This window comes from Pseudomonas sp. B3(2017), assembly GCF_002113595.1.
GTDB lineage: Bacteria > Pseudomonadota > Gammaproteobacteria > Pseudomonadales > Pseudomonadaceae > Aquipseudomonas > Aquipseudomonas ekonensis.
The window spans coordinates 384249-408771 of record NZ_NEIU01000001.1 but is presented as its reverse complement, the minus strand read 5'-3'; the positions used below and the strand labels follow the sequence as shown (position 1 = coordinate 408771).

At 66.2% G+C, this 24523-nt stretch carries 25 protein-coding genes; 12 read left to right on the top strand and 13 right to left on the bottom strand.

Annotation, left to right across the window (positions count from 1 at the left end; all coding sequences use genetic code 11):
* Window positions 1-23: 23 nt before the first annotated feature.
* Both CAG33_RS01780 and CAG33_RS01775 read right to left on the bottom strand, forming a co-directional pair.
* Complete coding sequence (locus CAG33_RS01780) at window positions 24-1442, bottom strand: sensor histidine kinase (RefSeq protein WP_085636691.1); 1419 nt, start codon at window positions 1440-1442, stop codon at window positions 24-26.
* On the bottom strand, window positions 1429-2151 hold the full coding sequence (locus CAG33_RS01775) for a response regulator transcription factor (RefSeq protein ID WP_085578181.1): 723 nt from the start codon (window positions 2149-2151) through the stop codon (window positions 1429-1431). The genes CAG33_RS01780 and CAG33_RS01775 overlap by 14 nt, the downstream gene beginning before the upstream one ends.
* 217 nt (window positions 2152-2368) lie before the next feature.
* Here CAG33_RS01775 and CAG33_RS01770 point away from each other — a divergent pair, with 217 nt between their 5' ends.
* Together CAG33_RS01770 and CAG33_RS01765 are read left to right on the top strand one after the other, a co-directional pair.
* Window positions 2369-5122, top strand: coding sequence for a response regulator (locus CAG33_RS01770; protein ID WP_085578292.1), 2754 nt, complete (start codon window positions 2369-2371; stop codon window positions 5120-5122).
* Between the two features lie 83 nt (window positions 5123-5205).
* Complete coding sequence (locus CAG33_RS01765) at window positions 5206-6195, top strand: 2-hydroxyacid dehydrogenase (protein ID WP_085636689.1); 990 nt, start codon at window positions 5206-5208, stop codon at window positions 6193-6195.
* Between the two features lie 6 nt (window positions 6196-6201).
* Here CAG33_RS01765 and CAG33_RS01760 read toward each other — a convergent pair whose 3' ends face one another.
* Complete coding sequence (locus tag CAG33_RS01760) at window positions 6202-6639, bottom strand: hypothetical protein (protein ID WP_085636687.1); 438 nt, start codon at window positions 6637-6639, stop codon at window positions 6202-6204.
* A 134-nt stretch (window positions 6640-6773) separates the two neighbouring features.
* On the opposite strand from CAG33_RS01760, the gene CAG33_RS01755 reads away from it, so the two are divergent.
* Window positions 6774-7208, top strand: a complete 435-nt coding sequence (locus CAG33_RS01755; RefSeq protein WP_085578184.1) for a hypothetical protein — start codon at window positions 6774-6776, stop codon at window positions 7206-7208.
* Complete coding sequence (locus CAG33_RS01750; protein ID WP_085578185.1) at window positions 7208-7612, top strand: META domain-containing protein; 405 nt, start codon at window positions 7208-7210, stop codon at window positions 7610-7612. The genes CAG33_RS01755 and CAG33_RS01750 overlap by 1 nt, the downstream gene beginning before the upstream one ends.
* Window positions 7613-7658: 46 nt before the next feature.
* Here the strand turns inward: CAG33_RS01750 and CAG33_RS01745 are convergent, their stop codons facing one another.
* Window positions 7659-8126 (bottom strand): TlpA disulfide reductase family protein, encoded by a 468-nt coding sequence (locus CAG33_RS01745; protein ID WP_085578186.1) that lies wholly within the window; start codon window positions 8124-8126, stop codon window positions 7659-7661.
* A 113-nt stretch (window positions 8127-8239) separates the two neighbouring features.
* Between CAG33_RS01745 and arsC the strand changes: the two genes are divergently transcribed.
* Genes arsC through CAG33_RS01730 form a run of 3 tightly spaced genes read left to right on the top strand, consistent with a single transcriptional unit; the run spans window position 8240 to window position 9614 of the window.
* Window positions 8240-8593, top strand: a complete 354-nt coding sequence (gene arsC, locus CAG33_RS01740; RefSeq protein ID WP_085636685.1) for an arsenate reductase (glutaredoxin) — start codon at window positions 8240-8242, stop codon at window positions 8591-8593.
* Window positions 8590-9186 (top strand): NAD(P)H:quinone oxidoreductase, encoded by a 597-nt coding sequence (gene wrbA / locus CAG33_RS01735; protein ID WP_085578188.1) that lies wholly within the window; start codon window positions 8590-8592, stop codon window positions 9184-9186. Before arsC ends, wrbA begins: the two co-directional genes overlap by 4 nt.
* 2 nt (window positions 9187-9188) lie before the next feature.
* Window positions 9189-9614 (top strand): DUF2069 domain-containing protein, encoded by a 426-nt coding sequence (locus CAG33_RS01730; protein WP_085578189.1) that lies wholly within the window; start codon window positions 9189-9191, stop codon window positions 9612-9614.
* 101 nt (window positions 9615-9715) lie between these two features.
* Here CAG33_RS01730 and CAG33_RS01725 read toward each other — a convergent pair whose 3' ends face one another.
* Window positions 9716-10390 carry a DNA-3-methyladenine glycosylase I gene (locus tag CAG33_RS01725; protein WP_085629637.1) on the bottom strand — a complete coding sequence of 225 codons (675 nt, stop codon included), beginning with the start codon at window positions 10388-10390 and terminating at the stop codon, window positions 9716-9718.
* A gap of 133 nt (window positions 10391-10523) precedes the next feature.
* On the bottom strand, window positions 10524-11348 hold the full coding sequence (gene ttcA / locus CAG33_RS01720; RefSeq protein ID WP_085578191.1) for a tRNA 2-thiocytidine(32) synthetase TtcA: 825 nt from the start codon (window positions 11346-11348) through the stop codon (window positions 10524-10526).
* 288 nt (window positions 11349-11636) lie between these two features.
* Between ttcA and CAG33_RS01715 the strand changes: the two genes are divergently transcribed.
* Window positions 11637-12239, top strand: coding sequence for a Yip1 family protein (locus tag CAG33_RS01715; RefSeq protein ID WP_085578192.1), 603 nt, complete (start codon window positions 11637-11639; stop codon window positions 12237-12239).
* Window positions 12240-12390: 151 nt separating this feature from the next.
* A complete protein-coding gene (locus CAG33_RS01710; RefSeq protein WP_085578193.1) occupies window positions 12391-12885 on the top strand; it encodes a SprT family zinc-dependent metalloprotease in 495 nt (164 codons plus the stop codon).
* Window positions 12886-12991: 106 nt separating this feature from the next.
* Here the strand turns inward: CAG33_RS01710 and CAG33_RS01705 are convergent, their stop codons facing one another.
* Both CAG33_RS01705 and CAG33_RS01700 read right to left on the bottom strand, forming a co-directional pair.
* Window positions 12992-14173, bottom strand: coding sequence for a CaiB/BaiF CoA-transferase family protein (locus tag CAG33_RS01705; protein ID WP_085629635.1), 1182 nt, complete (start codon window positions 14171-14173; stop codon window positions 12992-12994).
* A 144-nt stretch (window positions 14174-14317) separates the two neighbouring features.
* Window positions 14318-15652, bottom strand: a complete 1335-nt coding sequence (locus tag CAG33_RS01700) for a dicarboxylate/amino acid:cation symporter (protein WP_085578195.1) — start codon at window positions 15650-15652, stop codon at window positions 14318-14320.
* A gap of 351 nt (window positions 15653-16003) precedes the next feature.
* Here CAG33_RS01700 and CAG33_RS01695 point away from each other — a divergent pair, with 351 nt between their 5' ends.
* Complete coding sequence (locus CAG33_RS01695) at window positions 16004-17002, top strand: AraC family transcriptional regulator (RefSeq protein ID WP_085636683.1); 999 nt, start codon at window positions 16004-16006, stop codon at window positions 17000-17002.
* 147 nt (window positions 17003-17149) lie between these two features.
* On the opposite strand, the gene CAG33_RS01690 is transcribed toward CAG33_RS01695, so the two are convergent.
* The 3 genes from CAG33_RS01690 to CAG33_RS01680 all read right to left on the bottom strand — a co-directional run bounded on the left by CAG33_RS01690 (window position 17150) and on the right by CAG33_RS01680 (window position 19925).
* Entirely contained in the window at window positions 17150-18496 is a 1347-nt protein-coding gene (locus tag CAG33_RS01690; protein ID WP_085578197.1) for an ATP-binding protein, read from the bottom strand.
* Window positions 18493-19170: a response regulator transcription factor gene (locus CAG33_RS01685; RefSeq protein WP_085578198.1), complete on the bottom strand. Its 678-nt coding sequence runs from the start codon at window positions 19168-19170 to the stop codon at window positions 18493-18495. Before CAG33_RS01685 ends, CAG33_RS01690 begins: the two co-directional genes overlap by 4 nt.
* 149 nt (window positions 19171-19319) lie before the next feature.
* Window positions 19320-19925 carry a hypothetical protein gene (locus CAG33_RS01680; protein ID WP_085578199.1) on the bottom strand — a complete coding sequence of 202 codons (606 nt, stop codon included), beginning with the start codon at window positions 19923-19925 and terminating at the stop codon, window positions 19320-19322.
* 141 nt (window positions 19926-20066) lie between these two features.
* Between CAG33_RS01680 and CAG33_RS01675 the strand changes: the two genes are divergently transcribed.
* Both CAG33_RS01675 and CAG33_RS01670 read left to right on the top strand, forming a co-directional pair.
* Window positions 20067-20858 carry a dienelactone hydrolase family protein gene (locus CAG33_RS01675; RefSeq protein WP_085636681.1) on the top strand — a complete coding sequence of 264 codons (792 nt, stop codon included), beginning with the start codon at window positions 20067-20069 and terminating at the stop codon, window positions 20856-20858.
* Between the two features lie 108 nt (window positions 20859-20966).
* A complete protein-coding gene (locus CAG33_RS01670) occupies window positions 20967-21692 on the top strand; it encodes a 4'-phosphopantetheinyl transferase (protein WP_085636679.1) in 726 nt (241 codons plus the stop codon).
* A gap of 159 nt (window positions 21693-21851) precedes the next feature.
* Here the strand turns inward: CAG33_RS01670 and CAG33_RS01665 are convergent, their stop codons facing one another.
* Window positions 21852-23462, bottom strand: coding sequence for an ATP-binding protein (locus CAG33_RS01665; protein ID WP_085636677.1), 1611 nt, complete (start codon window positions 23460-23462; stop codon window positions 21852-21854).
* The gene (locus tag CAG33_RS01660; protein WP_085578203.1) at window positions 23459-24181 is read right to left on the bottom strand and encodes a response regulator; all 723 of its coding nucleotides are present in this window, start codon (window positions 24179-24181) and stop codon (window positions 23459-23461) included. Before CAG33_RS01660 ends, CAG33_RS01665 begins: the two co-directional genes overlap by 4 nt.
* Window positions 24182-24523: the final 342 nt, after the last annotated feature.

The window sequence follows — 24523 nt, the reverse complement described above, 5'->3', positions numbered from 1 at the left end:
TAAGTGAAGAAACCGTGGGGCCGTCAGCTGATCTGCGGCTGCAGCCCGTCCGCCGCCGGCGCAGGCCGGCCCTGCACCGCCTCGCAGGCGGCGTCGTGCGCCTTCAACCGCAGGTTCAGCCGCAAGCCGTCTGCGCCGTTCTCGGCCCACAGCCTGCCGCCCTGACGCTGCACCGCATTGCGCGCGATGCTCAGGCCCAGGCCGAACCCGCCGTCGCCGGGCCGCGAGCCGTCGAGCCGGATGAACGGCGAGAAGATCCGCTCCAGGTCCGCCTCGGCCACGCCACCCCCCTGATCCTCCAGCCACAGGTGCCAGCAATCGCCGTCGCGTCGCCCGCCGAGCCGCACCACGCCGCCCGGCGGCGAATGGCGGATGGCGTTGCGCAGAATGTTCTCCAGCGCCTGGGCCAGGGTGTTGAGGTGGCCGCGCACCCAGCAGGAGGCCTCCACCGTGCACTGCAACTGCAGGCTCGGCCAGCCGCTTTCGTAGCAGGCGTTGTCGGTCAGCATTTCCCACAGGGCCTGGATCTGGATCGCCTCGTCGGGCAGCGGCGTGCGCTCGGTGTCGAGCCAGGCCAGCTGGAGGGTGTCTTCCACCAGCCGCTGCATGATGTCGACCTCGCGCCCGATCCGTTCGCGCAACGGCAACAGCGCCTGCTCGCCTTCGCTGGCCACCCGCAGGCGGCTCAATGGCGTGCGCAGTTCGTGGGACAGGTCGCGCAACAGTTGCTGCTGCAGCGCGACGGTCGATTGCAGGCGCTCGGCCATCGAGTCGAAGGCCCGGGCCAGTTCGCCGAGTTCGTCGGGACGCTCGGTGATGCCGCTCGACAGCCGCACATTCAGTTGGTCGGCGCGCCAGGCGTTGGCCAGTTCGCGCAGGTTGTTCAGCGGCATCACCAGCAGGCGGTACAGGCCGACGCACAGCAGCAGCGTGAACAGGCCGGGGATCACCCCGTTGGTGATGACCCGCCAGAACGTCTTGTAGCGCCCCGGCAGGAAGCGCTCGGGCAGCTCGATCACCAGGCTGCCGGCGGACGGGTTCTCGGGGAACGGCACCCGCAGCCACGGCAGGCCCTTTTTGTGGATCGGCCAGTCAGGCCCGCGCAGGAAGGTCAGGCGCAGGGTCTCGGCCTCGCTCAACGGCTGGCTGCCCAACGATTGCAGGTGGCCGCCGATCACTCCGACCCAACCCGCCTCGCGCCAGTGCATGGTCCGCAGCCAGGCGTCGACGCCCTCCTGCCGCCCTTCCCGCCAGGCCTGCTCGGCCTCGGCCGCATAACGGGCCAACGTGCCCCGAGCCTCGTCGGACAGGAACTGATTGCGCTGCTCCATGTAGCGACCCCAGGACCAGCTCAGCCAGATCATCAGCAGACAGAACGCCACCAGCAGGCAGGCCAGTTTCCAGAACAGCGAGTGTCGCCCCGGCAGCTCAGACGGTTTCATCGGGTGCGCTCAATACGTAACCCTTGCCCCACACCGTGCGCACTTCGCGCTCGCCGTAGCCGACGGCCTTGAGTTTGCGGCGGATCTGGCTGATGTGCATGTCGAGGCTGCGGTCGTGGGGCGCGTAGCCGCGCTGCAGCACGTGCTGATAGAGGAAGGCCTTGCTCAGCACCTCTTCGGGGTTGCGGTCGAGGGTCTCCAGCAGGCGATACTCGCTGCGGGTCAGGCCGGCGGGCCGGCCTTGGTAGGACACATCGCACTGTTCATCGTCGAAACGCAGCGCGCCCGCCGCCACGGGTTCGGCCAACGGCGCCGGACGCCGGTCGAGCGCGACGCGCCGCAGGATCGCCTCAATGCGCACATGCAGCTCGGCCATGCTGAACGGCTTGGGCAGGTAGTCGTCGGCGCCGAGGCGAAAGCCGCTGATGCGGTCGGCTTCGGCGCCCAGGGCGGACATCAGCAGCACCGGCGTGGAGTGGCTCTGGCGCAGTTGCGTGAGCACATCGAGCCCGTCCAGCCCCGGCAGCAGGATGTCCATCAGCACCACGTCGAACGGCTGGTGCCGGGCGACATCGAGGCCCTCCTGGCCGTTGCGGCACCAGGTCACCTGAAAGCCGCTGCGGCCCAGGTGCTCGTGGACATAGGCACCGAGCACAGGATCGTCTTCGATGGAAAGGATGCGGGGCTGGCCAACAGAGACAGGAGTCATGACTATCTGCAAATAATTCTCAGTTGGCGGATTATTCAAGATTGCCGGGCGCCGGGCAACCCGAGCCTGATCCGGCAGACGGACGTCGCGGCTGCGGCCGATGGACGGCGGCGGCATTTTTCCCAAGATTGCCCGCGAGCAAATCGCTACACTGCGCCAAAGCCGCGTGCCGGACGCACGCGAGAGTCAACGGATCAGCGGGATGCGGGAGATGGGCGTGCTCAAGAAACTGGGAATCAAAGGTCGCGTGCTGTTGCTGACCCTGTTGCCCACCAGCCTGATGGCGCTGGTGCTGGGCGGCTACTTCACCTGGACGCAGCAAGTCGACCTGCAGGCCCAACTGATGCAGCGCGGCGAAATGATCGCCGAGCAACTGGCGCCGCTGGTGGCGCCGGCCATGGGCCACGGCGACAGCGAACTGCTCGAACGCATCGCCACCCAGTCCCTGGAGCAGTCCGACGTGCGCGCCGTGACCTTCCTGGCGCCGGACCGCTCGCCCCTGGCCCACGCCGGCCCGACCATGCTCAACCAGGCCCCCAGCGGCGACAGCCTGCAACTGCTGCGGCGCAGCGGCAACGATGCGACCCGCTACCTGCTGCCGGTGTTCGGCAAGCACCGCAACCTGGCCGGCGAACTGATCCCCGAAGAGTCCGACCGCCTGCTCGGCTGGGTCGAACTGGAACTGTCGCACAACGGCATGCTGCTGCGCGGCTACCGCAGCCTGTTCGCCAGCCTGCTGCTGATCGGCGCAGGCCTGGCCGGCGCGGCGCTGTTGGCCGTGCGCATGGGGCGCACCATCAACCGGCCGCTGAGCCAGATCAAGCAGGCCGTCGCGCAGCTCAAGGACGGCCACCTGGAAACCCGCCTGCCGCCCCTCGGCAGCCAGGAACTCGACGAGTTGGCCTCCGGCATCAACCGCATGGCCGGCACCTTGCAGAACGCCCGGGAAGAACTGCAGCACAGCGTCGACCAGGCCACCGAAGACGTGCGCCAGAACCTCGAAACCATCGAGATCCAGAACATCGAACTGGACCTGGCGCGCAAGGAAGCCCTGGAGGCGAGCCGGATCAAATCCGAGTTCCTGGCCAACATGAGCCATGAGATCCGCACGCCGCTCAACGGCATCCTCGGCTTCACCCACCTGCTGCAGAAAAGCGAGCTCACCCCGCGCCAGCTCGACTACCTGGGAACCATCGAGAAGTCCGCCGACAGCCTGCTGGGGATCATCAACGAGATCCTCGACTTCTCCAAGATCGAGGCCGGCAAGCTGGTGCTCGACCACATTCCGTTCAACCTGCGCGACCTGCTGCAGGACACCCTGACCATACTGGCCCCGGCCGCCCACGCCAAACAGCTGGAGCTGGTCAGCCTGGTCTACCGCGACACGCCGCTGTCGCTGGTCGGCGATCCGCTGCGGCTCAAGCAGATCCTCACCAACCTGGTCAGCAACGCGATCAAGTTCACCCGCGAAGGCACCATCGTCGCCCGGGCGATGCTCGAAGAAGAGCACGAGGACAGCGTGCAGCTGCGCATCAGCATCCAGGACACCGGCATCGGCCTCTCGGCCCAGGACGTGCGCGCCCTGTTCCAGGCCTTCAGCCAGGCGGACAACTCGCTGTCGCGCCAGCCGGGCGGCACCGGCCTGGGGCTGGTGATCTCCAAGCGCCTGATCGAGCAGATGGGCGGCGAGATCGGCGTGGACAGCACGCCTGGCGAAGGCTCGGAGTTCTGGATCAGCCTGAGCCTGCCCAAGACCCGCGACGACACCGACGACCTGCCGGCCGCGCCATTGCTCGGGCGCCGGGTGGCGGTGCTGGAGAACCACGAACTGGCCCGCCAGGCGCTGCAGCACCAACTGGAGGACTGCGGCCTGGACGTCACCCCGTTCAACACCCTGGAGAGCCTGACCAACGGCGTCACCGGCGCCCACCAGACCGAGCAGGCCATCGACCTGGCGGTGCTCGGCATCACCAGCAACGACATGCTTCCGGAACGGCTGAACCAGCACATCTGGGATCTCGAACACCTGGGCTGCAAAGTGCTGGTGCTGTGCCCGACCACCGAACAGACCCTGTTCCACCTCTCGGTGCCCAACCCCCACAGCCAGCTTCAGGCCAAACCGGCCTGCACGCGCAAACTGCGGCGGGCGCTGTCGGACCTGGTGCTGCCGCGCCAGACCCGCAGCGAGCCGGGCGAGCCGCTGTCCAGCCGTGCACCGAAAGTGCTGTGCGTCGACGACAACCCGGCCAACCTGCTGCTGGTGCAGACGCTGCTCGAAGACATGGGCGCCAAGGTGCTGGCCGTGGAAAGCGGCTACGCGGCGGTCAACGCCGTGCAGAGCGAAGCGTTCGACCTGGTGCTGATGGACGTGCAGATGCCGGGCATGGACGGCCGCCAGAGCACCGAAACCATCCGTCAGTGGGAAAGCGAACGGCACTGCACGCCGCTGCCGATCGTCGCCCTCACCGCCCACGCCATGGCCAACGAAAAGCGCGCCTTGCTGCAAAGCGGCATGGACGACTACCTGACCAAGCCGATCAGCGAACGGCAACTGGCCCAGGTGGTGCTGAAGTGGACCGGGCTGGCGCTGCGCAATCCGGTGCAGGAGCGCGCCGCCGACGGCGTGGCCGGCCCTCAGGATCTGCCGGTGCTCGATCACGAGGAAGGCCTGCGCCTGGCCGCCGGCAAGGCGGATCTGGCGGCGGACATGCTGGCGATGCTGCTGGCCTCGCTTGAGGCCGACCGGGAAGCGATTCGCACGGCCCGCGACGGCAACGACCAGAACGCCTTGCTCGAACGGGTGCACCGCCTGCACGGCGCCACCCGGTACTGCGGCGTGCCGCAACTGCGCGCCGCCTGCCAGCGCAGCGAAACCCTGCTCAAGCAGCAGGATCCCAACGCCGCCCAGGCGCTGGACGAGCTGGATCGGGCGATCAACCGCCTGGCCGCGCAAGCCAGGATCAGTGCCTGATCCAGGACAACGCCGGCGGCGCCACGGACGGCTACAGTGAGCGTGGGCCATCAGGCCCCGCGACCCGGTTTCAGGAGGCCAGCATGCGCACGATCGTTTTCAGCAGCCAGACGTATGACCGCGACAGTTTCCTCGCCGCCCCCTGCCCGGACGGCATCGAGCTGCACTTCCAGCCGGCGCGGCTGTGCCTGGACACCGCCGCGCTGGCCGAGCATCACGAGGTGGTCTGCGCCTTCATCAACGACGACCTCGGCGCACCGGTGCTGGAACGTCTGGCCGCCGGCGGCACGCGGCTGATCGCGCTGCGTTCGGCCGGCTACAACCACATCGACCTGGCCGCCGCCCGGCGCCTGGGACTGGCGGTCGTGCGGGTGCCCGCCTACTCGCCCCATGCCGTGGCCGAACACGCGGTGGCGTTGATCCTGGCGCTCAACCGGCGCCTGCACCGCGCCTACAACCGCACCCGCGAAGGCGATTTCAGCCTGCACGGCCTGACCGGCTTCGATCTGGTGGGCAAGACCGTCGGCATCGTCGGCACCGGGCAGATCGGCGCCACGTTCGCCAAGATCATGCACGGCTTCGGCTGCGAACTGCTGGCCTACGACCCGTACCCCAACCCCGCCGTCGAAGCGCTGGGGGCCCGCTACCTGAGCCTGCCCGAGCTGCTGGCCCGGTCACGGATCATCAGCCTGCACTGCCCGCTGAACGCGCAGAGCAAGCACCTGATCAACCGCCAATCGCTGGCGTGCCTGCAACCGGGGACGATGCTGATCAACACAGGGCGCGGCGGGCTGGTCGACACACCCGCGCTGATCGACGCCCTGAAGGACGGCCAGTTGGGGTATCTGGGGCTGGACGTCTATGAGGAGGAGGCGCAGCTGTTCTTCGAAGACCGCTCCGACCTGCCGCTGCAGGACGATGTCCTCGCCCGCCTGCTGACCTTCCCCAATGTGATCGTCACCGCCCACCAGGCCTTCCTGACCCACGAGGCCCTGGGGGCGATCGCCGAGACGACCCTGCGCAACATCGCCGCCTGGGCGCAGGGCGCGCCGCAGAACCGGGTCGAGGCCTGAGCCGGCTCAGGACGGCTTGAGCGACGACGCCAGGATCAGCAACGCCAGCCAACCGAAGCCCAGCAGCCGCTGTTTGGCCGAGTGGCCGCTGCGCAGCAGGAACCAGACAAAAAAGCCCGGCAGCAGGAACACCATGATCTTCAGCCAGCCTTCCACCGGCCGCGAACCGTCGGCGTTCAACTGAGGCTCGACCGGTTGCGCCGCCTGCGCACGCCGGCGGCGACCGGCCGCCGCCGGCGTGGCCCGTGGCTGCGGCGCAGGCGCTGCGGGCGCGATCGACGCTTCGGGAACGGATTCGTTGCGCGGCAGGCGGCCAAAGGAAATCGGCGACTTCGTTGCCTCAGCGCCGCCCGCGCCGTGCTCCAGCGGGGCTCCGCAATGGATGCACGCCGATGTCTGCGAGCTGATGCTGCGCTTGCATTCATAACATTCGATCAGCGCCATGTTCCGTTCCTTAGAAAAAAGAAGCGGCAGTTTGCCATGACTGCGGTGCCGGTTTGAACCGGATCGAAGGTCGCAAGCGCGCGTCATTCTGCAATCCGGCCCGTGCTAGCATGTCGCGCATATTTGGAGGCTCCATGGTCGAACACGATTTCCGCTACACCCTGATGAACCCGCAACACACCCTCACCGAATGCCGCGCCATCGTGCCGGGCCGCTATCAGGTCACCGGCAACGGCGGCTCGATCCGCGTCGGCGACGTCCTGGTGGTCACCCTCAAGGGCAGCAAGGACCTGTCCATGCGCCTGACCGTCGAAACCGTCCGCCACCTGATCAACCCGCCGGGCCAATGGACCGCGATGACCCAGGGGCCGGTGTTCGGCGAACTGGCGATCCACACCTGGCAGGTCAACTGCGATGCGTGCGCCAAAGCCCTGAGCTTCGAGTTCGCGGTGGACGCCAAGCTCGGCAAGCCGGCCGAGACGGCCGCCGCCACCGCACGCATCGCCGAACTGGGCTGGCAGGCCGTGGGCGGCAAGCATGTGTGCCCGAGCTGCCGGGAGTCCGCGTGATGAAACACCTGGCCCTGACCGCCGCCGTCGGTGCCGGCCTCGCCGGGTGCGCCGCCGAGCCGGTGCAGCTGCAGCAGAACCGCAGCTACATCCTGGAATGGATCGGCGAACGCCCGCTGATGGACTACAGCCACTTGACCGTCACCCTGGGCGACGATGGCCGGGCCTACGGCAACGGCGGCTGCAACCATTGGTTCGCGCCGTACACCCTGGACGGCGACAAACTGAGCTTCGGCAAGATCGGCAAGACCCGCAAGCAATGCGCGCCGGCGCTGATGGAGCAGGAACAGCGCTTCTTGCAGGCGCTGGAGAAGGTCGAGCGCTGGGACGTCTCGCCGATCGAGCAGATGCGCTTCTGGCCCGTCGAAGGCAAGCCGTTGCGCTGGTGGCTGGAAGAAGGCTGAAGCCTTTTTATGGCGAGGGAGCACGTTCCCTCGCCACAGCACCCCTTCAGTTGGTCGCCTTCAGCGCCTCCAGCTTCGCCATCACCCCCGCCGCCGTCTGCTCGCCCAGCAACTGCTCACGCACCTTGCCCTTGTTGTCGATGATGTAGGTCACCGGCAAGGCCTCGCTGCGCGGCAGTTCGAACAGGTCCGCCGGATCCTGCGCCAGCACGGTGAAGCGGATGCCCAGCTTCTCGCTGGCGCCTTTGAGCTCCTCACCTTGCACGTTGTCGAAGTTGACCCCGAACACGCCGATCTTCCTGTCCTTGAGCTGCTCGGCCAAGTGGTTGAGCTCCGGGATCTCGGTGCGGCACGGGCCGCACCATTCGGCCCAGTAGTTGAGCACCACCCACTGCTTGTCGAGGCGCTCGGAGGCCACTTTCTGCCCGTTCTGATCGATGCCATAGTCGTTACCGCAGCCCCCCAGCATCAACGCTCCGATGATCGTCAATGCCGCTGCCAGTCGCCGTGTCATGTCATGTTCCTTGTGAAAAATTGAATGCGCCTGCGACCCGTCGCCTCCCGAGGTTCTGGATTGCGCGCTGCACAGTTAGAATAGCCGCCACTTTACGCCATAAGCGACCCGCCATGACCGATCTGACGCTCTATCACAACCCGCGCTGCTCGAAATCCCGTGGCGCACTCGAACTGCTCGAAGCCCGTGGCCTGACCCCGAACGTGGTGCGTTACCTCGAAACCCCGCTGGACGCCGCGCAGATCAAGGCCTTGCTCGGCAAGCTGGGGATCGGCGCCCGGCAACTGCTGCGCACCGGCGAAGATGAATACAACACGCTTCAGCTGGCCGACAGCAGCCTCAGCGAAGAACAACTGATCGCCGCCATCGCGGACCATCCGAAACTGATGGAGCGCCCGATCCTCGAAGCCGGCGACAAGGCCGTCATCGGCCGTCCGCCGGAGCGGGTCCTGGAGCTGCTGCCGTGAGCGATCCGTACATTCTGGTCCTGTATTACAGCCGCAGCGGCTCGACCAACGAGATGGCCCGGCAGATCGCCCGCGGCGTCGAACAGGCCGGGCTCGAAGCGCGCCTGCGCACCGTGCCGGCGATCTCCGCCGAGTGCGAAGCGGTGGCGCCGGACATTCCCGACGAAGGCGCGCTGTACGCCACGCTGGACGACCTGAAGAACTGCGCCGGCCTGGCCCTGGGCAGCCCGACCCGCTTCGGCAACATGGCCGCGCCGCTCAAGTACTTCCTCGACGGCACCAGCAACCTCTGGCTGACCGGCGCCCTGGTGGGCAAGCCGGCCGGCGTGTTCACCTCCACCGCCAGCCTGCACGGCGGCCAGGAGACCACGCTGCTGTCGATGATGCTGCCGCTGCTGCATCACGGCATGCTGATCACCGGCCTGCCCTACAGCGAATCGGCGCTGCTGGAGACCCAGGGCGGCGGCACGCCGTACGGCGCCAGCCACCATGCCGGGGCCGACGGCAAGAGCGGCCTGGACAGCCACGAAATCGCGCTGTGCCGCGCCTTGGGCGCACGCCTGGCGAAAACCGCGCAGAAGCTGGGGAGCTGAGGATGGCGAAAAAGCCCAAAGTCTTGCCCGCCGTCGAATGGCTCGCGCCGCGGGTGCGGGTGATGCGGATCGTCAGCCTGCTGTGCTTCTTCGCCCTGGCCGGACTGCTCGCCGCCTACTACCTGGTGTTCGCCGACCTGCACGGCGCGCGCCCCTGGGTGATCCTGCTGATCGAGCTGATCCCGTGGATCGTGCTCGCGCCGGGCATGGTCACGGGCAGCCCGCGGGGGCATTCGTGGATGTGCTTTGCGGTGAACCTGTACTTCATCAAGGGCGCGCTGGCCGCGTATGACCCGGGCCGTCAGCTGTTCGGCGTGCTGGAGATGATCGCCAGCCTGGCGGTGTTCTGCTCGGCGCTGCTGTATGTGCGGTGGCGGTATCAGCTGGACCGCAAGCGGGCGGGCGAAGGCGAGGTCAGCGTCGCCTGACCGCTCGCCATCGCCAGCAGGCTGGCTCCCACACGGGACCTGCGGTGCTCACCAATCCCCTGTAGGAGCCAGCCTGCTGGCGATCGCAGACAACCCCGATCTTAATGATTGACGGTATAGGCCAGCATCATCGAGATCTGGCTCATCGGCCGTCCGCCGCTCTCTTCGTGCCAGCGGTTGAAGGCGTCCTGCACCGTGGCCAGGTCGCGCAGGCTGCTCGGCACCTTGTCGATGATGCCTTGGGCGTTCAGCGCCGCCACCACGTCGTAGCTCGGCACGAAGGTGTCCTTGCCGGCCATCCGCAGGAACCGCGGCGCCGACAGCCCGCCCAGTTGGTGGCCGCGCTTTTTCAGGTACGTCCACAGGCCGACGATGTCGGTCACCGGCCAGTCGGCGAGCAAGGCGCCGAAGCTGCCCTTCTCTTTCTCCACATCCAGGATGAACTGCGCATTGCGCGGCACGCTCTTGAGCTTGCCCAGGTGGCGGATGATCCGCGCGTCCTGCATCAGGCGCTCAAGGTGCTCGGCGCTCATCAGCACGACCTTTTCCGGGTCGAAGCCGAAGAACACCTCCTCGAAGGCCGGCCACTTGGCGTCCACCAGGCTGTGCTTGAGCCCGGCGCGGAACACTCGCAGGGCCATGGTCGACAGGTAGCGGTCGTCGCCCACCGCACGCAGTTGCGCCGCGGTCTTGGGGACAGGCAGGTGGGCTTCCAGTTCGGCCGCCGAACCGAAACGGTTCAGACAGTATTCGTGCAGCCACTTGTAGTCGCGCATGCCCTCTCCTGAGGTCTGAAATGAATGTCGCCCGAGAACACAAACGACAGTGGGAGCCAGCCTGCCGGCGATGACGCTGCATCAGTCGTGACGCACCGGATCGCCAGCAGGCTGGCTCCCACCTTGACGGGGCTTAGAGATTGACGACGTTGACGAAGCGCGAAGCCGCCGTCTCGTCGATCTTCAGGCTGGTGAAGTCGAACAGGTTGCGGTCGGCCAGTTGCGACGGCACCACGTTCTGCAGGCTGCGGAAGATGCTTTCGGTGCGGCCCGGGGTCTTGCGCTCCCAGTCCTGGAGCATTTCCTTGACCACCTGGCGCTGCAGGTTTTCCTGGGAGCCGCACAGGTTGCACGGGATGATCGGGAACTGCTTGAAGTCCGAGTAGGCCTGGATGTCCTTCTCGTTGCAGTAGGCCAGGGGGCGGATCACCACGTTGCGGCCGTCGTCGGCGCGCAGCTTGGGCGGCATGGCCTTGAGGGTACCGTTGAAGAACATGTTCAGGAAGAACGTCTCGACGATGTCGTCGCGGTGGTGCCCCAAGGCCATCTTGGTCGCGCCGATCTCGTCGGCGAAGGTGTACAGCGTGCCGCGGCGCAGGCGCGAGCACAGCGAGCAGGTGGTCTTGCCTTCCGGCACCAGCTCCTTGACCACCGAATAGGTGTCCTTTTCGACGATGTGGTACTCGATGCCCAGCTCTTTGAGGTAGGCCGGCAGGACGTGCTCGGGGAAGCCCGGCTGCTTCTGGTCCATGTTCACCGCGACGATCTCGAACTTGACCGGCGCGACCTTCTGCAGGTGCATCAGCACATCGAGCATGGTGTAGCTGTCTTTGCCCCCGGACAGGCAGACCATCACCTTGTCGCCGTCCTCGATCATGTTGAAGTCGGCGACCGCTTCGCCGGCCAGGCGGCGCAGGCGCTTTTGCAGTTTGTTCTGGTTGACGGTGAGAGTGCCCATGACGCGAAATCCGTGAGGTGTGACGAAGGGCGGGCATTTTACGCAAAAACGCCGCCCGGGCGAAGGGCCGCGGGTCTGTCGCTGCGCCGGCGGCTCAAGTCCCTGCGGCGATTAAGCCCTGGGTTTACAGCGCGATTTGCTCTAAGCCCCTACACCCTGTGCGGTCAAGACCTTCCTATACTGCGACATAAGGTCGCATCGATGTCTGGAGACCTGAATTTGCTCGGCCACCTTGGCCCGAAGGCGCTCCGTTGGGGGGCGATGGCAATACAAAGAGGAGTGACTGGCATGATCCATCACGTAGTGGGGCTCTTCACCCACCCCGATCAGGAATGGAAGGAAATCCGTGGCGACCAGGAAGAAAGCATCAGCCACATGTACCTGACGCACACGCTGATCCTGGCGGCGATCCCCGCGGTCTCGGCGTTCATCGGCACGACCCAGGTCGGCTGGGTGATCGGCAGCCGTGCGCCGGTGATGCTGACCCTCGAAAGCGCGCTGTGGATGACGATCATGTCGTACCTGGCGATGCTCGGCGGCGTGGCGGTCATGGGCGCGTTCATCCACTGGATGGCCCGCACCTACGACGCCAACCCGAGCCTGGCCCGTTGCGTGGCCTTCGCCACCTACACCGCGACGCCGCTGTTCGTCGGCGGGCTGGCGGCGCTGTATCCGCACATGTGGCTGGGGATGATCGTCGGCACGGCGGCCATCTGCTACACGGTGTACCTGCTCTACGTGGGCCTGCCCACCTTCATGAACATACCGACCGATGAGGGATTCCTGTTTTCCAGCTCGGTGCTGGCGGTAGGCCTGGTGGTGCTGGTGGCCATCATGGCGTTCACCGTGATTGTCTGGGGGCTGGGCGTGGGCCCGGTCTACACCAACTAGCGATCCCCCCGAAAAGAACAAGATCCGCCAACACCAGGCCGCCGCAAGGCGGCCTTCTCATGCCCGGGAAAGCCGCGACCATTCGGCGGTCCGGCGATGCGCAAGGCCGGAAGGTTGCGGCATACTCCAAGCTTCTGGAGATCCATCAAGCATGCCCGAGCAACTCAATACCCGCGTCGAAGACTGTTTCCAACTCGCCGAATCCTTTTTCAAACGTCCTTTCAAGCGCCCCGTGGTGAGCCTCAAGCTGCGCGGGCAAAAAGCCGGGGTCGCGCACCTGCACGAGAACCTGCTGCGCTTCAACCCGCAGCTGTACCGGGAAAACACCGAGCATTTCCTCAAGCAGACCGTGGCCCATGAGGTCGCGCACCTGATCGCCCATCAACTGTTCGGCGACCGCATCCAGCCCCACGGCGAGGAATGGCAGCTGATCATGCGCGGCGTCTACGAATTGCCGCCCGACCGCTGCCACACCTATGAGGTCAAGCGCCGCAGCGTGACCCGCTACATCTACAAGTGCCCGTGCGCCGACAGCGACTTCCCGTTCACGGCCCAGCGCCATAGCCTGGTCAGGCAGGGGCGACGGTACCTGTGCCGCAGATGCCGGAACACCTTGGTGTTCAGCGGGGAGATGCGGGTCGAATAGCGCGGATCCCGTGGCGCCTGTTCCGGCCCCATCGCCAGCTGGCTGGCTCCCATACTGGATCTTTGGCGTTCACACATCCCCTGCTGGCGAAGGGCCGGGACAGCCGCTAGAGCACCACCTTGGCTTGCCGCAGCGCCTCGATCTCCGCAGCAGCGAAGCCCAACCCCTCCAGCACCTGATCCGTATGCGCCCCCAGCGCCGCCCCGACATGCCGCGGCGGCGGCAACGCTTCGGAGAACTTCAGCGGGCAAGCAATCTGCGCCTGGGCCGTGCCGTCCCCACGCGGTACCTGCGCCACCAGCGCCCGCGCCTGCAACTGCGGATGCCCCACCGCCTCGCCCAGATTCAACACCGGTTCGACGCAGGCATCGATGCCGGCGAACAGCTCGCACAGGTCGGCAAAGTCATGTTTCTCGAACTCGACCTTCAAGGCCTCCTTGAGCGCCCGTTGCTGCTGCGGCTTGGGTGACAAACCCTGGGCCGCCAGTTCCGGCCGCCCCAGCGCCGCACACAGTTGCTGCATGAAGGCCGGCTCCAGGCTGCCCACCGACATCCAGCGCCCATCCCGGGAGCGGTAGTAATCGTAGAAGCTGCCGCCATTGAGCATCTGATCTTCCCAGCCCGGTAGTTCACCACACGCCAGATACCCGGCGCCGGCCATGGCGTTCAGGCTGAAGGCGCAGTCGGTCATGCTCACGTCCAGGTGTGTGCCCTGCCCGCTCTGCTGGCGAGAAATCACCGCCGCCAGCAAACCGATCACCCCGTGCAGCGAGCCGCCGGCGATATCCGCCACCTGCATGCCCAGCGGCAACGGCCCGCTGTCGGCGCGCCCGGTGTGGCTGGAGAGCCCGGCCAGGGCCAGGTAATTGATGTCGTGGCCGGCGCGATCCTTGTAAGGGCCGGTCTGGCCGTAGCCGGTGATCGACACGTAGATCAGCCGGGGGTTGATCGCCTTCAGTGCCTCATAGCCCAGCCCCAGGCGCTCCATCACGCCGGGACGGAACTGCTCCAGCACGATGTCGTAGTCCGCCAGCAAACGCTTGATCACCTCCAGCGCTTCGGGCTGCTTCAGGTCCAGGGCCAGGCTGCGCTTGTTGCGGTTGAGGTAGGCGTGGCTGGCCGATATCCCGTGATCGTGGGGCGGCAGCACCCGCACCAGATCCAGGCGGGTCGGAGATTCGATGCGCAGCACCTCGGCGCCCATGTCCGCCAGCAGCAGCGACGCGAACGGCCCCGGCAGCAGGGTCGAGAAATCCAGGATTTTCAGTGAGGCCAGCGGTGCGGACATGGGCGATCTCCGTGAACGATCCCAGCAGCCTAGGCAGCCCCGGCCGGGGCGGCAATCACCGGATGCGTCAGCGGCAGTGACCGTTGCGCTCAAACCGCAGGCAAGAAAAAACCCGCCGCAGCGGGTTTCTTCATGACGCCAGCGTTACTTGACGCTGCTTGGGGTCGCGCCTTCGGCCACGCCCAGGTCGTCTTCCGGACGGGTATCGGCGATGCCGCGACCGCCCGAGGCCAGCTCGGCCTGCAGCACGTCGGTGTCCAGCTCCTTGACCCACTTGGCGACCACGATGGTGGCGACGGCGTTGCCGACCAGGTTGGTCAACGCACGGGCTTCGGACATGAAGCGGTCGATGCCCAGGATCAGCGCCAGGCCGGCCACCGGCAGGTGACCGACGGCCGACAGCGTGGCCGCCAGCACGATGAAGCCCGAACCGGTCACGCCGGCCGCGCCTTTGGAGGACAGCAGCAACACCACCAGCAGGGTGATCTGATGGGTGATGTCCATGTGCGTGTCGGTGGCCTGGGCGATGAACACGGCGGCCATGGTCAGGTAGATCGCGGTGCCGTCGAGGTTGAACGAGTAGCCGGTCGGGATCACCAGACCCACGACGGATTTCTTCGCGCCCAGACGCTCCATCTTGATCAGCATGCGCGGCAGCACCGATTCCGACGACGAGGTGCCGAGCACGATCAGCAGCTCTTCACGGATGTAGCGGATCATCTTCAGCACGCTGAAGCCGTGCATGCGGGCGATGGCGCCGAGCACGATCAGGATGAACGCCAGGCACGTGATGTAGAAGCAGGCCATCAGTTGACCCAACTGCACCAGCGAGCCGACGCCGTAGGCGCCGATGGTGAACGCCATCGCACCGAAGGCACCGATCGGCGCAAGCTTCATGATCATGTTGATGATGTTGAACATCACGTGGGCGAAGCGATCGATGAAGTCGAGGATCGGCTTGCCGTAGGCGCCCAGGCGGTGCAGGGCGAAACCGAAGATCACCGAGAACATCAGCACTTGCAGGATGTCGCCGGTGGCGAAGGCGCCGACGATGGTGCTCGGGATCACGTTGAGCAGGAAGCCCACGACGCTTTGCTCGGCGCCTTGCTGCACGTAGGTCGCGACTTTCGAGGCGTCCAGGGTGCTCACGTCGACGTGCATGCCGTTGCCGGGCTGCACGATGTTGACCACGACCAGGCCGACCAGCAGGGCGATGGTCGAAACGATTTCGAAGTACAGGAGCGCGTAGCCGCCGGTCTTGCCGACCGATTTCATGTTCTGCATGCCGGCGATGCCGCTGACGACGGTGCAGAAGATGATCGGGGCGATGATCATTTTGATCAGTTTGATGAACCCGTCACCCAGCGGCTTTACGGCCACACCGAGCTGCGGATAGTAGTGGCCGAGCGCGATACCGATGCAGATTGCGACGATCACCTGGAAATACAGGGATTTGTACAGTGGCTGACGAGTCGTCATTGCAAGTTTCCTCAAGAGTCCCGCGGGCAACATCCATCTGTTGAACACGACACTTGAATTGCGAACCCTCCTGCACTGGAGGGATTTGTTGTGTCGAGCGACGCTTTCCGGACCGGCTCGGCGCACGCTTCTGGCGCTTGTATCGCAAACCGCGTGCCACTTTGGCGCATTTCGCTGAAAGCCTTTTGATATCAGGGATTGCGGCCCGATCACGGTCACCGTTGCGCCGACTCGACGTGGCGGATTTCCGCCAACACGCCCGCTCTCGTCCTACAATTTGGCGGAAATCCGCCTTGTTGCACGTTCGGGCCGCCAGCTACCATCCGTCGCCTGAGGGAGGACTTGCCGCTTATGCGCGAACGCACCATTGCCAGCCATTTCGCCCGCGCCGCCCTGGTCGGCGCGCAGCGTGCGGGCCACGACTGCTCGCCGTTGCTGCAGCAGCTGGGCATCAGCCCCGAACTGCTGGAGGAGCCGCGCGCGCGGATCGCCCCTGAGCAGTTCACCCGGCTGATCCAGGGCCTGTGGCTGGCGCTGGACGACGAGTACCTGGGCTTCGGCCGGGCGCCGAGCAAACCCGGCAGCTTCGCCATGATGTGCCATGCCGTGATCCATTGCCGCACGCTGGAGAAGGCGCTCAACCGTGGCTTACTGTTTTATAGCCTATTCCCCGAGGCCCCGCGCCTGACCCTGCACCGCGAGGACGAGTGGGTGCGCCTGAGCCTGGACGATTCGCGGTTATGGGATCCGGATCACTTTCTGACCGAAAGCCTGCTGGTGATCTGGCATCGCCTGGGCAGCTGGATGATCGGCCAGCGGATCCGCCTGGAGCAGGCGACATTCAGCTACCCCAAGCCTGCCCACGGCGCCGAGTACGATCTGCTGTTCTCCTGCCCGTTGTCGTTCTCGGCCGGGCAAAGCAGCCTGCGCTTCCACAGCCGCTACCTGAACATGCCGCTGCTGCAGGACGAGCGCACCCTCAAGCACTTCCTCGAACGCTCCCCCGCCGACCTGCTGTCGCGCCCGGACGACGGCAACAGCCTCAGCAGCCGGCTGCGTCGCCTGCTCAGCCAGGACAGCGCGCGCTGGCCGGACCTGGAAGCGGTGGCGGCGCACCTGCACATCAGCCCGCAGACCCTGCGCCGGCACCTGCGCGAGGAAGGCACCAGCTTTCAGGAGCTCAAGGATCAGCTGCGGCGGGATATCGCCATCTACCACCTGGGACGGGCCGATCTGTCGTTGCAGGCGATCGCCGAGCAGTTGGGGTTTTCCGAGCCGTCGGCGTTTCACCGGGCCTTCAAGAAGTGGACGGGGCTGACGCCGGGGGCTTACCGGGCGCAGGAGCATTGAGCCGGATCTTCGACCGGATCGAATGGCCCCTTCGCGGGCAAGCCCGCTCCCACAGTGATCGTGGGCGTTCACCACTGTTGTGCAGACCGCGGAACCTGTGGGAGCGGGCTTGCCCGCGATGAGGCCTGCAAGGCCAACGCCCAACGGTCAGACCGCCGGGAAGTGAATCCTGAACGCCGCCCCGCCCATCGGCGAATCCCCCAAGGTCAGCTTGGCGCTGTAGCTTTCGATGATGTCCTTGACCACCGCCAGGCCGATGCCCTGCCCCGGATGCTGCCGGTCCAGCCGCTCGCCGCGCTCCAGGATCCGTGCACGCTGATCCTGCGGCACGCCGGGGCCGTCGTCCTCCACGCACAGCTCGACCCCGGCCAGGCTCTCGCGCACGCTGATGCGCACTTCGCCCAGGCACAGGCGGTAGGCGTTCTCCAGCAGGTTGCCCATCATTTCCAGCAAGGCGCCCTGCTCGATCGGCACGTAGCAGTGCTCGGGCAGGTCGAAGGCGACCCGCACACGCTTGTCGCGGTAGACCTTGTCCAGGGTGTCGCACAGGCTCTGCAGCACCGGGCGCAGGCGCACCTGATGGCGCACCAGCCCGCTCTTGCGCAGGCTCGCCCGCTGCAGCTGGTAGCTGATCTGCTGGCTCATGCGCTCGATCTGGTTCTGCAGCACCCAGGCCTGGTCCCGGTCCTGGGGGCGCAGGGCCATGTCTTCGCTGACGCCTTGCAGCACCGCCAGCGGGGTTTTCAGGCTGTGGGCCAGGTCGTCGAGGGAGTCGCGGTAACGGCTGCGCTGCTGGCGTTCGCTGTGCAGCAGGCGGTTGAGCGAGCCGGTCAGGCGCAGCAGTTCGCGCGGGTGCTGTTCGCTGAGGCTCTCGCGGGTGCCGCTTTCGATTTCGTCCAGCTCCTGGCTGAGCCGGCGCAGGGCCTTGAGGCCCCAGGTCAGGCCGATCCACAGCAGCGCCAGCAGCACCAGCAACGCGGCGCCGAAGCCCAGATAGAGATTTTCGCGCAGGCCCTCCAGGGTGGTTTCGTACTCGCGCACCGGTTGCAGGGCAACGATGCTGAACGCCGCGCTCTTGCCGCCCAGCAGCTTGACTTCGACGTCGTAGACGAAGAACTCCTGGCCGTTGCTCTCGCGGATCCGCGCGAACTCGTTGCCGAGGCCGTCGTAGCGCGGCTTGTAGTTGATCTGCTCTTCCTGGGTCGCCTTGGAGCGCCAGACCAGATGCCCTTCGCGGTCGTAGATGTAGCCCAGCAGGCGGAAATCGGCGAGGTTGAAGCGCTCGTCCGGCAACTGCGTGGGCATCACCAGGCGGCCGTTCTCCACGCGGGCGGCGGAGATCAGCGTGGTGACGTCCGACGCCAGGCGCTGCTCGATCGAATCCTGCAACGCCAGGCTGAACGCGCCCTGCATCGCCGGCAACAGGGCGAGCATGAACAGCACCGCCAACGTCGTGGCGGCGAGCATCAAGCGAACGCGAAGGGAGCGGATCAAGTGCAGCGCTCGTTGAACAGGTAGCCCAGGCCGCGCACGGTGTCGATCGGCTTGAACCCGGCCGGGCCTTCCAGCTTGCGGCGCAGACGGCCGACCAGCACTTCGATCACGTTCGGATCGCGCTCGTCGTCATCCGGGTACAGCTGCTCCATGAGGCGGTCCTTGGGCACCACCTGCTGATGGTGGCGCATCAGGTATTCGAGGATCCGGTACTCGTAGGCGGTCAGCGCCAGTGGCTGTTCATCGAGGGTCGCCTGCTTGCGGTTGAGGTCCAGCAGCAGCGGGCCGGCGACGATGGTCGACTGGGTGAACCCGCTGGAGCGGCGCAGCAGCGCATTGAGGCGCGCTTCGAGCTCCTCGAACTGGAACGGCTTGACCACGTAGTCGTCGGCGCCGGCGGCCAGGCCTTCGACCTTGTCCTGCCAGTTGCCGCGGGCGGTGAGGATCAGGATCGGGAACGCCTTGCCCCCCGAACGCAGCTGACGGATCAGGTCCAGCCCGCCCATGCCCGGCAGGCCGAGGTCGATCACCGCCAGATCGAAGTTGAACTGGCCGGTCTGGTACAGCGCCTCCTCGGCGTTGGCCACGGACTCGACCACATGGCCGCTTTCCGTGAGGCGGGTTTGCAGGTGATGGCGCAGCAGCGCTTCATCTTCGACGACCAACAGCTTCATGACCTTCTCCCAGTCAATCGATATTTCCGGACACAACAGGTGGAAGCCAGCCCGCCGGCGATGGCGGTCCGGCAGCCGACAAAGGGTCGACCGTCAGGACGCCATCGCCAGCAGGCTGGCTCCCACAGGGCTTTGCAGTCAACCGCGCCTCAGAAAGCGTAGTTGGCCGACAGGTACGTCTGGGCGCTGCTGGTCAAGTCCAGCGAGCCCTGCTTGCTGCCGCCGCGCTCGCTCATCTCGGTGCTGGCGTTGCTGCGCAGGTAACGGTAACCGAGTTCCACCGAGGTGTTCTGCGACACTTGCTGCAACACACCGAATTGGCCGCCGACGGCGTAACCGATGTCGCTGTCGTGGCTGAAGCCCGGGGAATTCTGGCTCAGCTTGGTCAGGCCGGCGGTGGCGCCGCCGAACAGTTTGGTGCTGTCGCCCACCGGATAGAACAGATCGTAGCTGCCGAGCAGGTTTTCCTGGCGCAGTTTAATGCCATTGTGCGAACCGGACACGGTGTCGTAGGTGGCGTAGTAGCGGCCCTGGCTATTTTGCTGACCGAGGCGCACGCCCCAAGTGTTGTCCTTGCCGATCACGCCGTCGGCGTCCGGGTGACCCAGGTTCTCGTTCAGGGCGTTGGACTTCTTCACTTTGTCGCTGGTCTGGCCGAACGTCAGGCCGGCGAAGTTGGAGGTGGTATCGGCATGGGCGGCGATGCTTGCGCTCATGACGGTGAAGGCCAGCAGCAGTTTGTTCAAACGAGTCATCGGATGTTCCTCTTGGGTGCTCTTCAGGTATGGCGCAAGGTTAACGGCCCTCCCCTGTACCGCCCCTGAACGCTCTCTGAACCTGCGCTGAACCAAATGGACTAGGCTGTCTTGACCCCTTTTCTGTCAGGAGACCCGACCATGCGCCTGTTCCTCGCCCTCGCCCTGCTCCTCGCCAGCGGTTTCAGCCAGGCGGCGATCAAGACCCAGGAGATCCCTTACCAGAGCGCCGACGGCACGAAGCTCATCGGCTACTACGCCTACGACGACGCCCTCAAGGGCCCTCGCCCGGGCGTGGTGGTGGTGCATGAATGGTGGGGGCTGAACGACTACGCCAAGCGCCGCGCCCGCGACCTCGCCGGGCTGGGCTACAGCGCCCTGGCCATCGACATGTACGGCGACGGCAAGAACACCGAGCACCCCAAGGACGCCATGGCCTTCATGCAGGCGGCGCTCAAGGACAGCGCAGCAGCGGGCGCGCGGTTCCAGGCCGGCCTGGATCTGTTGAAGAAACAGCCGCAGACCGACCCGCAAAGACTCGCCGCCATCGGCTACTGCTTCGGCGGCGGCGTGGTGCTGAACGCCGCGCGCCAAGGCGTGCCGCTGGCCGGCGTGGTGAGTTTCCACGGCGCGCTCGCCACCAGCACCCCGGCCACGCCCGGCAGCGTCAAGGCGAAGATCCTCGTCGAACACGGCGCGCTGGACAGCATGGTCACCCCAGACAACGTCGCGGCCTTCAAGGCGGAAATGGACAAGGCCGGGGCCGACTACCGTTTCGTCAGCCTCGACGGCGCCAAGCACGGCTTCAGCAACCCCGACGCCGACCGCCTGAGCCACGGCGAACATGGCGGCCCGGACATCGGCTACAACAAGGCCGCCGATGAAAAGTCCTGGGCGGACATGCAGGCCTTCTTCAAGAACATCTTCGGTTGACCCGAAGGCATCGCCGGCAGGCTCGTTCCGATGCGGGAGCGAGCCTGCCGGCGATGAATCCGCCGCCGGCCTTGAGCTGAGCACCGGCCACCCGGCAAAATGCCCCCCATGAATGCCGAACCCCTGCTCCCCGCCTGCTGCTCCGCGCTCGACGCCCATTGGCCGTTGCCCACGACGCTGCCCGACACCGTGCTGCTGAGCACCCGTTTCGACCCGTCACGCCTGCTCGGCGATGACTTTGCCCGCGCCGCCATCGAGCCCCCGCCGAGCATCCAGCGCTCGGTGGCCAAGCGTCAGGCCGAGTTTTTGGCCGGACGCCTCTGCGCCCGCGCTGCGCTCCAGCAGTTGGAAGGCATAGGCGTGGTGCCGGCCATCGGCGAGGACCGCGCCCCGGTGTGGCCGGCGCACATCTGCGGTTCCATCACCCACGGCACCGGCCGCGCGGCGGCGATCGTCGCCCGCAAGCGGCACTGGCGCGGGCTGGGCATGGACCTGGAAAACCTGCTCGACGTCGAACGGGCCGAGCGCCTGGCCGGGGAAATTCTCACCCCGCCGGAACTGCAGCGCATGGCCGCCGGGCCCAGGGACCAGATCGCGCTGTGCGTGACGATGACGTTCTCGGTGAAGGAAAGCCTGTTCAAGGCCCTGTATCCGATCGTGCAGCAGCGCTTCTACTTCGAGCATGCCGAAGTGCTGGAGTGGACGCCGGAAGGCGCCGTGCGGTTGCGCCTGTTGACGAACCTGTCCGGCGAATGGCGTAACGGCACGGAACTGGAGGCGCAGTTCGGGGTGCAGGACGGGCAACTGCTGAGCCTGGTCAGCATTCCCTCCTGAAGGATTGAGCCTTCACTGACGCCATCGCCAGCAGGCTGGCTCCCACAGGTTTCGGCGGTGAAATGTTGGAGCGAGCCTGCTCGCGATGAGGCCGGCACCCTCCATAAAACTGTGGGAGCCAGCCTGCTGGCGATGACAATGGCACCGTCACCGCAGGACTCAGCGCCGTTCCTGATTGCGCGGCCAGCTCAGGCTGAAGCACGCCCCGCCCAGGCTCTTGCTCTTGCCGATCAGCGCCCGGCCATCGTGCCAGTGGATGATCCGCCGCACGATCGACAAGCCCAGCCCATGCCCGCCGGACGCCCGTGTGCGGCTGTCGTCCAGGCGCAGGAACGGGGTGAAGATCTTCTCCCACGCCGCCTCCGGTACACCGGGCCCATCGTCCTCGACGTCCACCCGGCAGCGCAGCTGGCCCACCTGATAGCTCACCGTGACCTTCGAGCGCGCATGCCGCATCGCGTTGCGCACCAGGTTCTGCAGCGCCCGGTGCAGGTAGCGCGGCTCGGCCTCGACCCAGGCATCGTCGCAATCGGCCGCCGACAGGCACAGCCCGCGCTGCACCGTGACCTCGGCGCGCAGCGGCGCCAGCTCGGCGATCACCTGATTGACCAACGCATCAAGGTCGATGCGCTGGAAGGTCAGCTCCGGCGAGCCCTGCTCCAGCCGCGCATAGGTCAGCATCTCGTCCACCAGCTTGTCGAGGTCCTCGATGTCGTGGTCCATGCCTTCGCGGTATTTCTCCAGCGCCTGCGGGGTGGTGGCCGAGCCGATCATCTCCAGCCCGAAGCGCAGGCGCGCCACCGGCGTGCGCAACTCATGGGACACCGCACGCACCAGCTCGCGCTGGATGGCCAACAGTTGCTGCAGGTGCTCGGCCATGCCGTTGAACGCCGCCGCCAACTTGCCCACCGAGTCGGCGCCCCGCGCCGGCACGCGGGTCTCCAGGCTGCCCTTGGCGATGCGCGTGGCCGCCGCCTCCAGGCCGCGCAGGCGCCGTTCGAGCTGACGCACCAGCAGATAGACGATCAGGCCGATCAGGGTCAGCCCGAGGGCGGCGATCAGCACCAGCCATTCCGGTGGATAAGGGTTCATCTGGTACAGCGGGCCGATCTCCAGCACCCACGGCGTGCCGACCATGCCGGCGAACACCCGGATCGAGTCGCCGCCCTTGCCCAGCGCCATTACCGTGTCGCCCTCAGCCACGCGGCGGCTCTGGTCTTCGTCCATGTCGGCGTCCTGCACCGTGACCAGCCGCAGGTCGAAGCCGAAGCCCTTGTCGTCCTTCAGTTGCGCCAGCCGCTTGGGCTGGTCGCCCACCGGCACCCGCACCAGTTCGTCGGCCAGCAGATAGATAGTCGCCCGCGCCAGTTGCTCGCTGATCTGCTGCACGTCGCCGGTGAGCACCAGTTGCTCCTTGTCGCTGACCAGCCGGTAGACCCGCGCGGCGTGCGGCCCGGTCTGCTCCACCAGGGCCTGGCCGCGCAGCACGCGGGTGCGCTGGGTCAGGTCAAGGTCGGTCTGGGCGAAGGTCTTCAGCGCCAGGGGAATGCCCAAAAGCCGCTCCCACACCAACAACGCACGGTGACGCTCGGTTTCGTTCATCGGCTGCAGGTTGTCGGCCATCAGCGAAAAGGTGCCATGGGCCAGGCGCTCGCGGTACTGCTCGCTGCGCACCTGATTGAGCAGGTGCAGGGCCAGCACGCCGAGCACCGCCACCAAAATCAGCGCGGCGCACATGCCGCCGTAGATGCGCAGGAAGATCGAATTCACAGCGGCAGTTCTGCGCAGGCTTCCGGCACGAACAGGTAGCCTTTGCTGCGCACGGTCTTGATCAGCCGCGGATGGTCCGGGTCATCGCCGATCTTGGGGCGGATCCGCGAAATGCGCACATCGATCGAACGGTCCTGGCCGTCGTAGCCGATGCCCCGCAGCGCGGTGAAGATTTCCTCCCGGGACAGGATCCGCCCGGCGTTGGACACCAACAGCCAAAGCAGGTCGAACTCGGCGCTGGTCAGCTCGATGCCGCTGTCGCCCAGCCAGGCCTCGCGCAGCGCGCTGTCCACCACCAGGGGGCCGAACTGCAGGCGGCGCGCCTTCTCCGCCGCCGGCTCCGGCGCTTCGCTGCGCCGCAGCAACGCCTGGATGCGGGCCAACAGCAGGCGCGGGCGCACCGGTTTGCAGACGTAGTCATCGGCGCCCAGGTCCAGGCCCAGAATCTGGTCGGCGTCATCGGTGCGGGCGGTGAGCATCAGGATCGGCCCGTCGTAGCGGTCGCGCACCTTGCGGCAGATGCTCAGGCCGTCTTCGCCCGGGAGCATCAGGTCGAGGATCACCAGATCCGGCTGCTCCTTGACGATCCGCGCCGCCGCCAGGGCGCCGTTGCCTTCGATCTCCACCCGCAAACCGTTGGCCTGCAGGTATTCGCGGGTCAGTTCGGCCAGACGCTGGTCGTCCTCGACTATCAATACCTGCCAGGCTTCTTGCTCCACGGGTGACCTCTGCTTGCCGATGCTGCCGATAAAGGAAGGGGTTTCCCGGCGGGGAAACCATCAGGATCCTCCCGTCTTTTTGTCATGTTTGGGGAGGATAAGAATGCTAGCGCACGGGCCGATTGTATAAACGTCGACCGGCGAGAACACAAGTCGGCAAATGCGTCTGGACACGCTGCCTTTTTGTGATAGGGTTCGCGCCCTCAAAAATTTGCCGGCGTCATTTTTTGCGGCGGAAAACAGTGACAAACGGTCTGGCCCGGCAGGTTCGCGGCCTACACGCGATTTCTCGTTTTCCCACACAATTTACGCACAGGGTTATCCACAGGTAGTACGTTGCAA